This window comes from Nostoc sp. DedQUE02 (assembly GCF_034531035.1).
Classification (GTDB): Bacteria; Cyanobacteriota; Cyanobacteriia; order Cyanobacteriales; family Nostocaceae; genus Nostoc.
Map to the genome: position 1 here is coordinate 42,695 of NZ_JAVRBY020000049.1, position 12,557 is coordinate 55,251.

6 protein-coding genes and 3 pseudogenes are annotated in these 12,557 nt (G+C 42.8%); 7 read left to right on the top strand and 2 right to left on the bottom strand.

The window, feature by feature from the left end:
• Positions 1–7 precede the first annotated feature (7 nt).
• Complete coding sequence (locus tag RMX98_RS27375) at positions 8–2,632, top strand: CHAT domain-containing protein (protein WP_322680320.1); 2,625 nt, start codon at positions 8–10, stop codon at positions 2,630–2,632.
• A 365-nt stretch (positions 2,633–2,997) separates the two neighbouring features.
• A pseudogene (locus RMX98_RS27380) lies at positions 2,998–3,162 on the top strand (helix-turn-helix domain-containing protein); the annotation flags it as partial.
• A 348-nt stretch (positions 3,163–3,510) separates the two neighbouring features.
• Here the strand turns inward: RMX98_RS27380 and RMX98_RS27385 are convergent.
• Positions 3,511–4,395: a LysR family transcriptional regulator gene (locus RMX98_RS27385; RefSeq protein WP_322680321.1), complete on the bottom strand. Its 885-nt coding sequence runs from the start codon at positions 4,393–4,395 to the stop codon at positions 3,511–3,513.
• 349 nt (positions 4,396–4,744) lie between these two features.
• On the opposite strand from RMX98_RS27385, the gene RMX98_RS27390 reads away from it, so the two are divergent.
• From RMX98_RS27390 to RMX98_RS27410, 5 genes and pseudogenes are all read left to right on the top strand, one after another.
• A complete protein-coding gene (locus tag RMX98_RS27390) occupies positions 4,745–5,368 on the top strand; it encodes an NAD(P)-dependent oxidoreductase (protein WP_322680322.1) in 624 nt (207 codons plus the stop codon).
• A gap of 369 nt (positions 5,369–5,737) precedes the next feature.
• Positions 5,738–6,163 (top strand): SgcJ/EcaC family oxidoreductase, encoded by a 426-nt coding sequence (locus tag RMX98_RS27395; RefSeq protein ID WP_322680323.1) that lies wholly within the window; start codon positions 5,738–5,740, stop codon positions 6,161–6,163.
• A gap of 139 nt (positions 6,164–6,302) precedes the next feature.
• Positions 6,303–7,304, top strand: a complete 1,002-nt coding sequence (locus RMX98_RS27400; RefSeq protein ID WP_322680324.1) for a hypothetical protein — start codon at positions 6,303–6,305, stop codon at positions 7,302–7,304.
• A gap of 1,412 nt (positions 7,305–8,716) precedes the next feature.
• On the top strand, positions 8,717–8,953 hold the full coding sequence (locus tag RMX98_RS27405) for an EF-hand domain-containing protein (RefSeq protein WP_322680325.1): 237 nt from the start codon (positions 8,717–8,719) through the stop codon (positions 8,951–8,953).
• A gap of 139 nt (positions 8,954–9,092) precedes the next feature.
• A pseudogene (locus RMX98_RS27410) lies at positions 9,093–9,458 on the top strand (transposase); the annotation flags it as partial.
• A gap of 283 nt (positions 9,459–9,741) precedes the next feature.
• Here the strand turns inward: RMX98_RS27410 and RMX98_RS27415 are convergent.
• A pseudogene (locus RMX98_RS27415) lies at positions 9,742–12,557 on the bottom strand (hypothetical protein); the annotation flags it as partial.

The following is a 12,557-nucleotide window of genomic DNA, read 5'->3' on the forward strand; positions in this document are numbered from 1 at the left end:
AGCATTATTGACTGTATTACTCTGTGCGTTTTTACCATATTTTTTTGATTTATCTAATTATTTAACAGCAGAATTTGCAAATTCGAAAGTTGGATTTGATTCTGTTTTAGCAACTACACGTGCTGTCAACCCAACTCAGACTTCTAGCTTAGTACAGCAAAGTCAAGCACTTTATGAAGCAGGACAGTTTTTAGAAGGGGTACAACTTCTCAAAAAAGCACTAGCTGAATTTAAAGCTACTAATGATGTATTGAATGAAGCTATAGCTTTAAGCAATCTTTCTTTAGCTTATCAGCAATTAGGACAATGGCTTGAGGCAGCCGAAGCTATTACACAAAGTATTAAACTGTTACAAACTCTCAAAGATGCAAATTCTTCACAAATCTTTGCCCAAGCTTTAGATGTTCGAGGTGGACTAGAATTAGCACAAGGGCAAACTGAAGCAGCCTTAAGTACTTGGCAATCAGCAACTAAAATTTATCAACGCTTAGATGATACATCTGCACTGGTTCGCGATCGCGTTAATCAAGCCCAAGCAATGCAAGCTTTGGGAAATTATCTCCAAGCAGATAAAACCTTAACCTCAGTCCAAGAAATTCTTAAAAACCAACCAGAGTCTTCTATAAAAGCTACAGGATTGTATAACTTAGGAAATGTCCGGCGAAGCTTGGGCTATTTGGACGATTCGCACAAAATTCTCGAAGAAAGTTATTCTGTGGCTATACGAGTAAAAGATGCGATCGCCCAAAGTAGTGCTTTACTTAGTTTAGGTAATACAGCCCGCGCTCAAATCTACGCTCAACTTAGTTTGGGTAACTCAAACAGCGTCAAAGATTACACGCAAACAGCAATTCAATACTATCAACAGGCAGCGCAGATTGAATCTGCAAAACCTACTGTACGTCTTTTGGCTCAACTAAATTTATTAAGACTACTGGTAGAGCAAAAAAAATTTAGCACAGCAAAAGCATTATTACCTCAAATTCAGTCTCAGATAGACAGTTTGCCTCCAAGTCGGACGGCTGTTAATTACCGAATTAACTTTGCCCAAAGTCTGAGCAAAATAACACAGAACTCAGTTGAGCCAAAAGATGTTGCAAAGATGTTAGCACAAGCTGTCCAAGTAGCTAAGAGTTTAAAAGATCAACGAACTGAGTCTTATGCCCTTGGTACTCTTGGTGGTTTGTACGAACAAAGCGGACAGCTAGCGGATGCTAAAAGCCTTACACAACAAGCCTTGGTGAAAGCCGAATCTATTGATGCTCAAGACATTGCTTATCAATGGCATTGGCAGATAGGACGGATACTGCAAAAGCAATCCAATATCCCAGCAGCAACAGATGCTTATAATCGAGCTTATAATGCCCTCAAATCCCTTCGTAACGATTTAGTTGCGATTAATCCTGACGTACAATTTTCTTTCCGCGAGAGTATAGAACCTGTATATCGACAGTACGTTGACTTACTGTTGCAACTTCCAGAAAATACTTTTCAGAAGCCAGATAATCTCATTCAAGCTCGTCAGGTAATCGAATCTCTTCAATTAGCAGAATTAGATAATTTCTTTCGTTCACCCTGTTTGCTACCAAGAGTTGACCTTGATAAATTAGTTGAAAAAGAAAAATCCACAGCTGTTATCTATCCAATTATTTTAGATAATCGGCTAGAAATTATTACTAGGTTGCCAGGACAAGACATAATCTACCGTCAAACAGCTAAAATTCCTAAAGATATATTAGAAAAGACTGTAGAGCAACTACAGAAAGATTTGCCTGTAGCTAGCCGAGAGCCTGATGTTAAGCAGCGCTCACAACAGTTATATGATTGGTTAATTAGACCTATTGAAGCAGATTTAGCAAACAAAGCTATAACATCCCTAGTATTTGTGCTAGATGGTTCTTTATGGAATATCCCAATGGGAATTCTTTACGATCATCAACAGCAGAAATACTTAATAGAAAAGTATGCTATTTCTTTGATGCCTGGACTACAACTTCTTGCTCCTAAACCTTTACACAATGTGCGGCTAAACGTTTTAATTGCTGGGGTTGAGCAAGAACGAGTGATTGAAGGTAAATCCTTTCCAGAACTTTTAAATGTTACTCAGGAATTAAAAAAAGTTCAATTTTCAGTTAAATCAAGTAAAGAACTCTTAAATCAAGAGTTCACGAAAACTAATCTGCAAAACCAAATTCAATCTACCCCTTTTTCAATAGTGCATCTAGCTACTCACGGGCAATTTAGTTCAGATATTGAACAAACCTATATTCTTACCTGGGATAGCTTACTAAAAGTTAGGGAGCTAGATAGTTTATTACGATCTAGAGGTGAAAGCCGACCCGAAACAATTGAATTACTTGTCCTCAGTGCTTGTAAAACCGCCACAGGAGATAAACGAGCTGCTTTAGGATTAGCTGGAGTAGCAGTACGAGCAGGCGCACGTAGTACATTAGCTACTTTGTGGACAATTGATGATGAATCAACTAGTGAATTTATGGGTGAATTATATCGGCAATTGGATGCTGGAGTCACTAAAGCTCAAGCTCTTCAACGCGCTCAACTTGCAATTTTAGCGAAAGAAAATCGGCCATATTTTTGGGCACCTTATGTCCTTCTGGGTAATTGGTTGTAATTATTTAACATGAGTATGCTTTCATTTATACCCTTGTGAAGATGCACAGCCTTACTTCAATTAAGTGAACTTCACTAGACTGGTAAACGCTATATACTCTCTTAATAAGCTTAAAAAGAACTAGTATTTAACTCTGTTTAGATAATTTGAGAAAATAATCGCTAATAAATGTTCACTACGGTTAAAATTGTGGTTTCTTAATATTGCAATACTAGATGTAGCAACATGAAGCCATTGTGGAGAACTGCCATAATCTTAACTGCGATCGCTGGAGCTATAGCAATCCGGAATCATTCGTGAGAAAATACGTAAAAGGGTATAAGTAGTTTGTAAGACTAAGGTTAAGGTACGGTAATGTGGATGCGATCGCTAGACCGCTAGATGAGTTTATCGAAAATAGCAAAGATAAGCGTGAAGTTCAACGAGCGATAGCAGTTAAGATGTTGCTGTGTGGATACAAGCATGAGCAGATAATGCCGATATTGGGAGTGTCTAGTGGTTTTATAAGTAAGTGGAAAAAGCATTTTTTCAAAACAAATACGGTACCTATCGTTTGTTGATTTTGATTACGTATAATAACAATTTGGTCAGCTAAAGATTTTTGACTAGCTACAGATAAGATTGAATCATGTCAATGCCGCAAAGATCGTATTCAAAGAAATCATGAAAGCCTCGCGTTATTTTAGTCTGGCTTCGGCTCAAAGATGTAGCCTATAAAACTGGTCAAACAATTTATCAAATTAAGCACTCTTTGCTGTCAAATTATTTAGTTCAGCAACTAAAACGGCCGGATGTTCCCATGCTTCTTGTCTAGTTGTTTGGCGCAGCCGCACCGTCTCTTGTGACAGTTGCGTAAGTCCTGATTTTCTGGAAGTCCTTTAGCGCATCTTTTGCTCAAGGAACTCTAGAAAGACCTTGACTTTTGTGGGAATATATTTTCGGCTAGGATAAAGTGCGTTAATTGGGACTGGAGCCAGTGACCATTGAGGCAAGACGTTTACTATATCCCCACCCTGTAACTCCTGCTGAAACAGAAATTCCGGCAGCAGACCAATTCCTACTCCAGCAACGATTGCTTGATAAATGGGGGCAACATCATTGCTGAGTAGTCGTGGACGAAAGGAGAGCGTTACTGTTTCCTGCTGTTCATTGTGCAATGTCCAGGTCACATTGTTCTGACGATGAGCCATACAAAGCAACGCATGACCGGTCAAATCAGCGATCGCTTTTGGTTCGCCAGCAGTTTTGAGATAGGTCGCGCTGGCAAAGAGTTTCATGCGATCTGTGCTAATCCGCCGCACGATCAGGGATGAATCGTGCAATTCCCCAATCCGAATCGCTAGATCGTATCCTTCTTTGACAATATCTTTGTATTCAGTCGTTGCATGGAGAATCACTTGAATATCGGGGTAGGTCAGCAGAAACTCCGGCAAATTGGGTGCGAGAAAAGACTGCACAAACAAGACAGTGGCTGTCACTCGCATAATACCCTGCGGATGCTCCTGGAGGCTCGCGATCGCATCATTACCGTCATGTAACGCATCAAGAATGGGTAAACAGTTTTCGTAATACAGCCGTCCTTCTTCAGTTAGAGAAACCCGCCGCGTGGTGCGATGAAATAATCGGACTTTTAGCCGTTGCTCTAGCTCATTAACCTTCACACTGACGGTAGATTTAGGCAAGTCCAGCGATCGTGCTGCTGCGACAAATCCTCCCAGTTGTGCGACTTTGAGAAATACTAAAACAGCATTCAAATCGTCCATAACCTGCACTCACTGCGATGAGAGTATCTGCACTCTGCTATTGTCCAATATTACAAACAATCAATTCATAAAAACCACCTTTATCTATACAAGTTGATTAATCATACTGAAAGATGTCAAGTACAGAGAAAATGGGCGCGAGGGATCATGGCGCAGCCGTTCTCTTTGAAGCGGAGTCACCGAAGCATATGCAAGAGATAATCGACAGCTTTCCACTGATCGAGGCTGACTACTCTAATACCCAGGTCTTGCCCCTTGCCCCAGATCCTGCATTTGCAGAGAAGTCTTAATCGAGGCCGCATTTCTCCGGCCGAAAAACCCACTAAGCGTTACATAGGAGAGTTAAAACATGAAAGTCTTAGTCATAGGAGCCGCCGGCAAGACCGGTAGAGCTGTAGTCGAACAGGCTGTGGCCGCTGGTCATCAAGTCACGGCCTTCGTTCACAAAGCTGACGAATACGAAGTCTCAGAGGTTCGCGTTATCGAAGGTGACGCCACCAACAGTGTCGCGATGGACGCAGCAGTCCTTGGTCAAGACGCTGTTCTTGACACGATTGGCGGCAAAACGCCTTACAAGGCAACTACGCTCGAATCGAGCGCCGCCAACACAATCATTGCTTCCATGCAGCGAAACGGTGTGCGCCGTCTGGTGGTAACTTCGATGATTGGCGAAGGGGATAGTGAAGCGAATGCCACTCTGTATGAGCGCTTACTGATTGCGACCTTTTTGCGCGGCGCGGACAAGGACAAAGCGGCAATGGAGTCTGCTGTCGAGTCGAGCGGTCTGGACTGGGTGATTCTTCGCCCAGCCATCCTCAGCGACGACCCCGCCAAGGGGAACGTTCGAGTCTTCGATCCCGAAACGGGCGAGAAGGCCCATAAGATTACCCGTGCCGACTTGGCTGACTTCATGCTTGCCCAGCTTGACAGTAACGAATATCTCCATCAAGCCGTTACTATCGCAAATACCTAACAACTCTTCGGCCACGCTTTTTTTTTGGGGTCATACCATTTCACGAAATTTTTGATACAAATCACTTTTCTTGCTTTCCCTGCTTCCCCTGCCTCCCCTGCTCTCCCTGCCTGCCATCTGTATCAATTTTTAAGGCAAACGGTATCAGCAGCGTGTTCGTTGAGTATCCAGGACAGTCCTGGACAAACAGATGGAAATTAAAGAGTTCAGGCAACACAACCCTTCGTAATGCCCGTTGACTGGAGCCGATGGCGACGATTTGGGTACAGTTCGCTGGTGTTACAAGGCTTATTTCCCCAAGTGGCACTCAAGGTGCTGCGTTCCTAAGCGGTAGTTCTTCAATACAAATCATTAGTGAGAACAATCATTATGTCTACAACAGAAACCAGTGCAAAGGATGAAGCGGCAATCAAAGCAGTGATGACAACGTTTGCCGAGGCGTGGAACGCTAAAGATGCGGAGCACTTGGCGACGTTGTTTGCCGAGGATATCGATTTCGTGGACGTCATGGGTCGTTGGTATAAAGGGCGAACCGAGACGAAACAAGCACACGCGCAGGCGCTGGCGTCGTTCTTAAGCGATAACCAGATGACTATTACTGACACCCAAATTAAATTCCTCACCCCGGATATGGCAGTCGCACATACCACTTGGGAAACTACTGGACAGAAGAATCCTGATGAAGTACATCGAATAGAAGATACAGGTGTCTGGACAGCCGTAACAACCCGCAAGGAGAATACCTGGCAGATTACCGCTTTCCACAACACAGGGACTGTGCCAATTTCTGAATGAAGTTTTTACAACCAAGTAAGCTAATCTGTTTGTCGGCTCTTGTGTTGCCAGTTGCCGTCGCAGAGCCTCGGTTTGGGCGGCTGCTGACCAGGGCAAACGCACCACACTTAAACAGAATTGTTCGAGACTAAACAATAGCATGAATAATACGAAACTTGAAATTGCCTTCGGGGAATACGACCGGACTCGCATTTTGGCGGATGGCACTGTCAAAATTGATGGAGTAGATGCCACCTTTCACAGCAACCCCATCGTCACCGAAATTTTTGAAGGCATGATCCGAAAGCATGCCTTTGACGTGTCGGAACTTGGAATGACGTATTTTCTACGCACGATGGATTTTGAAGAACCGCCTTTCATCGCCATTCCTGTATTCCCGAATCGCTGTTTCCGGCACTCGGCGATTTACATCAACAAGGCGAGCGGCATCAAAACACCGAATGATCTTGTGGGCAAAACCATCGGCGAGTTTGCGGTCTACGGTCACGACGCGGGTGTGTGGCCCAAGGGGATATTGTCGGACGACTATGGCGTGACGCCTGACCAGTGCCGTTGGATCGTTGGCACGCTTGACTGGTCCTTGAAGCCAGTTGACTTCATTCCGCACCCGCACCCTGCGAACGTTGAAGTTGAACAGGCTCCTGAACAAACGGATTTGGGAGAAATGCTCAAAGAGGGAGAAATTGATGCGCTGATTGCTGCGGATGTACCCAAGTGCGTGCTGGAAAAGTCGCCGAAGGTCGCCCATCTGTTTGAAGACTATGAGGCGATTGAGCGTGCCTATTACCAGCGCACGGGTATTTTTCCAATCATGCACGTGGTCGTCGTTCGCAAGGAACTGGCCTCGGAGCGGCCCGAAATTGTGAAGGCAGTTTACAAAGGCTTCTGCGATGCCAAAGATGCCGTCCGGGAGCAGTATAAAAAGGGCATGATTTTCAACAACATGGCGACCATGATCCCTTGGTTCAGCAAACTTGTGGACGAGGATCGCACCCTGCTGGGTGACGACTGGTGGCCCTACGGACTGGAGGCGAACCGCAAAGCTGTTGACACTTTCCTGCGATATCATTTTGAGCAGGGCTTGTCAAAGCGGCGGCTCACTTGCGAGGACATTTTCGTACCTGAGCTTCTCGGAACGTGACGCTGGTGACGATCTCAAGAAAATCAGAAGTATCACTTCACTAACTATCAGCCGATCTCCGGGGGTGAGGCAATCAAAGTTCCGCGTTCCCTCGCTAATCCCCCGCCTAACCCTCTTCTGTCAGTTTCCGAAAACTTTTACCATTTCTGAATTCTAGAGCTTTTGTATAGCAAGCGATGTCTACGACGGGCTATTCGGTGTCGCGCGCTTCTTTTCTAATAACAAATACAAGACCCATTTTTTTCTAATAGGATAGCTTGTATTGATTGTCTCATCAGGCTTCTAGCGATCGCCCTCCCGGAAAGTGACAGAAGATGGCTATTCTGTGTACACTTGTTTACAGTATAATATACGCTATTAATTGGATGGTGTACACTGATTGCGAGTTAAAGAAAATTACTCTTCAGTTGATGAGCCAAAAAACTATTTGTGCATTCTCTCATTTAGCTCGTAAACAGGCTGCATCCTATCTAAAATTACTTGAGAGTGCAATAAGATTCCGCACCCACAATACAGGGGTGTGCGGCTTCTGTTTATCTAACTAGCTCTAATAAGCCCTGCTACCTGAATAGTAATTCTTGTTGGAGTTAAGCGCGATTGCTTTCTAGAGCATCTTCTTTAAGGGGAACTAACCCTTGGCTCTATTGCTGCTGTTTCAATGGCTTCTCTGAGCCATTTTGACCTCTCTGGCATGGCGCGAATTGCTTTGTCTATTTCAGGGTCTACTTTGACACACAGTGGTTGATCTGCCAGCGCAGGCTTGGCGATGCTGTCGCCTGTGGTTGATAAGGGTGTAGAGATAGCTACTGAACAAAGGCTAGAAATTGATGCTAATAGTCCCCGTTAGGGGAAGAGGTTATGTAAAGTGTCGCGCTCGTGCGTGACGAAGAAGGTAAAGCCGTTGGTGGGTTTCCATTCCCGTTAGGGGAAGTGGTTTTGTAAAGTATGGCACAGCTTCTTGTATTGGGTTGTATTGGAATTGGTTTCCATTCCCGTTAGGGGAAGTGGTTTTGTAAAGAGTTCACTTTTGGAACCGTTACAGGGAGAGGGTTTGAGATCCCCCAATCGACACCAGTTTTTCTCTTGTCAAGAAATGACAAAAAATTCTCAATAATTCGTGCCTTTCACAGCTTGGAAACGTTGCTGTGCAAGCAATCGACACCAGTAAACGAAATTTTGCGGTTTTCAAGGTTCTGGCGAGTGGTGTCGATGAGTTTCAACACATTTGGTTATAGAGTATAGTGTGTTAGTGAAAACTGTCAAGTACTGGATAAATAAGTTAATGGTTGTGGGTGAAATATCGGTTAATGGTAGTTTGACGACATTGCTACCAGGGATAAACACACAAGGATTTGAGTTTTTGTCAAAATTTTGAAAGGATTAAGATTGAAAATTTCATCATCAAGAATTTTATGGTAACTGAACAAGAGCTTCAAGAGATTTTTAACGAATTAGATTCAGACGGTGATGGCAAGGTCAACATTGATGAACTTATTTCAAATAAGAATCAGGCTTTGTACTTATCAACGTTAGCTGAGACCGGAAATTTCAACAATCTGCTAACACAGTATGATTCTGACTCAGACGGTAGCCTTTCCTTTGAAGAATTAAAAACAGCAGTTTCAGCAGTAGGTAATTTAGGAGATTAATCCCCAGTAATCGCCAAGTTACCCACACTATCCAATAACCCAGACGTTAGCCCCGGCATTTTCTGATCGCGGAAATCCGGGGGCTTTTGTTTATCGTTCAATTAGCGGGGTCTACAGCGTCCGGGAAAGTACGTTAACTACCTTTAAACTTCATCTGATAATTAATGATTGTGGAGAATTGCTAGCATTTAAGTTAACCCCCACCAATGTCGATGACCGAAAGCCATTTCCAGAGATGACTGAAGATTTAATTGGTAAACTTTCTGGTGACAGAGGATATGTCTCGCAAAAATTATTTGAAGAGTTATATAAGCGAGGCTTAGAGTTAGTTACAAAATCCAAGAAAAACATGAAAAACCGTTTAGTGAAATTGATTGATAAAATTCTCTTACGCAAAAGAGCAGTAATTGAGTCTCATCACCACAACTTCAGCGAGTATGGTTGTAGAGTCGTTCAGCTAACAGTTCAAGAAGTAGCCCAGTCAGGATTCATAGGGTTTCCCTAGCTGGTACGAATTCCCGCCGTAGCAGCTTCCGGCGGGGTCAATTATCGGCTATTCCGTACCTCCCAGTTTTGCAAGCCAGTTATTTATCTCTGCACAAAGTATATTGAAAGGAGCTTACTTATGACTAACCTTGTCCAAAACTTAGAACAGTACTGGTACATCTCACCACTGTAGGGCTAACGAATTCCGCCTCTCTGGTCAGTTTATTAGAGCGAGTGTATGTCAAATCAGCTAAAGCCGGGGTCGGTTGCAGCAGAAAAGGTAAAATCTTATCCTGTATATTTTATTGTAATAGTTTCTTTAGTTCTTCATCCGTAAAAGGATTTTTGCCAGCTTTTAAGTCTTTCACCCAGCGTTGTCTTTGTGCTTTATCTTGATCGTTAGCTTGAGCAATATACGCTTCAAAGTCTGCTATTGCCCCTCGGCTATTACCTGTTAACGCCTTAGCCAATCCTCGGCTATTACGAAAACTACCATTATCAGGCTGAAGGTTAACGGCTTTTTCACAGGCAAACATTACCAGCTTCGCCTGTCTTCGCAAACTTCCTTCCCAGCAAAGAGTATTCCAGGAATCAGCAGAAATTTCAATTTGTGGATCTAACTTTTGAGCATCGTTATAATTTGCTACTGCTTGTTGAACTTTACTCTCTTTCACAATTCTTTCACTTTCCTGTATTAAGCTTTCAGCTTTACCAATATTTGCAAACTCTGTTGCTTTTACCTTGGGATCAAATTTCAGGTTAGGATTCCATTTAAAAGCTGTTTGGAATGTAGCGATCGCATTCTCAATATAGCCAGATTTAGCTTCTTGTTCTCCTTGTTTAACCAAAAACGGTGCTGCTGCTATTAAGTTTGATTTATTTTGACAAACAGTTAGTGTTTGTAGGTCTTTTGGATTAATTACTAGATAATCGTTCAGCCATTGACAACCACGAGACAACAGTTCATTAAGGCTATCCACACGCCACACTCTAGCTGTATTGTCCTCTGATGCCGTGACTATGTGTTTTCCATCTGCGCTAAAACTTGCGTTGTAGACATAACTTGTATGCCCTTTAAGTTCAGCTATTTGTTTACCCGACAAGTCCCACACTCTGGCTGTATTGTCATCAGATGCCGTAACTATGTGTTTTCCATCTGCGCTAAAACTTGCGTTGATGACAATACCAGTATGCCCTTTAAGAAGGGCTATTTGTTTACCCGACAAGTCCCACTCTCTGGCTGTTTTGTCCTCTGATGCCGTGACTATGTGTTTTCCATCTGCGCTAAAACTGGCGTTGATGACAATACCAGTATGCCCTTTAAGAAGGGCTATTTGTTTACCCGACAAGTCCCACACTCTGGCTGTATTGTCTACTGATGCCGTGACTATGTGTTTTCCATCTGCGCTAAAACTTGCGTTGTTGACATAACTTGTATGCCCTTTGAGTTGATTGTGCTCATGAACATTATTTAAAATTGTTTGTAAAGCTAACTGTGGACTGGCTGCTGGATATTGTTCTAGAGGGCGTTTGTCTTTGACTAGCCCTTGCAACTCTTGTCCTGCCTGCATTGCTAACAGTAGTGGTTCGATTTCTTGTAATTGAAAGTTCTGCCACGCTGTAATTCCAATTCGTTCTAGTCTTGCACCTGTCTGTGCTTCTTGGCTCAACCTATATGCTTGGTTGGCAAAAAATGCCGCAATTCCAGCTAATACCAGAGAGATACCTAAGACCCCTGAACCAAGACGAATGCGCTGTGTTGCTTTGGTGTTCGCTATTGCCAAAATTTGCTTTGCCTGCTCAGATTGCTGAAGTTGCTCTTGGGCTAGCAGACGTTGCTTTTTTTCCTTTTCCAATTCTGCCATCAACTCCTGGAGCTTTGGTTGCTGTTGTTGGCGAATAAAAGCTGCTAAATAGTCATGTACCAACTGATAACGGTCAAATGGGTTCTCTGGTAACAACACTATCAAACCAGATTTGACAAAAATCGCTAATACCAAATCTAATCTATTAAGTTCTGTAGTAATATCTGCGACTAAAGCTTGTAAATCTCGTTCTAGTTCAACACGAGTCTTGAGTGGACGAGTACCTTTTTCATCGGTGAGCAAATACAACAATAACTCTGCGACTTGTTGATTCTCGACACCGCAATCATTAACCACTTCAGCCAAATAACGTTTAACCAGTTCTTCTTTAGTCCCACGCTGCTGATATTCTTCCAAAGTTGTAATATTCTCAGTTTGTAATTGTGCTCCTACTACTTGTAACTCAATTGGGCGCACTTCCCCTAATTCACCAGCCAATTCATTTACTAATTGCTCAATTAAAGCGGATTCTAATTGAAAACTAGTAGTCTGAGTCAAACGCTCGATAATTGACTTAGTATCGTCGGGTGAAAAATTTCCTAATTCATAAAGAATATTTTTACTAAGAAGATCATTACCAACAATCGTCATACTAGGTAAACGATTACATTCGAGTAAATAATGCAGATAATCTACTCGCAATGAAAGAATTACCTTCACTGACAGAATATTTAGACATTCTCCCATAAATTCAAAAAACTGCCGTCTTTGCTTTGGCTCGGTGTAAACAAAGAAAAATTCTTCAAACTGATCAAAAATTAAAACTGTACGTAAGTTATGCTGTTCGTTACGGAGTAATTGCTCTGTGAGAGTGTCAGTTTGGGCTATTGTGGTTGAATTTTCAAGTTCTAATGCTGACCCATCTCCTCCTATTGATTTGTTATTCAGTGCCTGTTGGATTAATCGTCCTAATTCTTCGAGCCAGTTAGTATAAACACGCATTACCACAGGCAGATTATCTTTAATTCCGATCGCTTTATTTTTTAAAGCTGGAACTAGCCCTGCATTAACTAGAGAGCTTTTGCCTACACCTGACTGCCCATGAACGACAATCAACTTATAGTCCAGGCGACCTACACGCTCAACCAATCGTTCGACATCCAATAAGCGACCTGATGCAGCAATTTCTGGGGCGATACTTTCTTGAATTTCAGTTTTGCTCAAGGATGCTTGAGCAAGCTTAGTTGACTGTAATCTACCAGCACCAATAAACGCCCGTAAACCAAACTGCTGTTCAACAGACTGCTGGTGTT

Coding starts and splice junctions, on each gene's coding strand:
- RMX98_RS27385 (WP_322680321.1), bottom strand. CDS start 4,395: ATGGACGATTTGAATGCTGTTTTAGTATTTCTCAAAGTCGCACAACTG.
- RMX98_RS27390 (WP_322680322.1), top strand. CDS start 4,745: ATGAAAGTCTTAGTCATAGGAGCCGCCGGCAAGACCGGTAGAGCTGTA.
- RMX98_RS27395 (WP_322680323.1), top strand. CDS start 5,738: ATGTCTACAACAGAAACCAGTGCAAAGGATGAAGCGGCAATCAAAGCA.
- RMX98_RS27400 (WP_322680324.1), top strand. CDS start 6,303: ATGAATAATACGAAACTTGAAATTGCCTTCGGGGAATACGACCGGACT.
- RMX98_RS27405 (WP_322680325.1), top strand. CDS start 8,717: ATGGTAACTGAACAAGAGCTTCAAGAGATTTTTAACGAATTAGATTCA.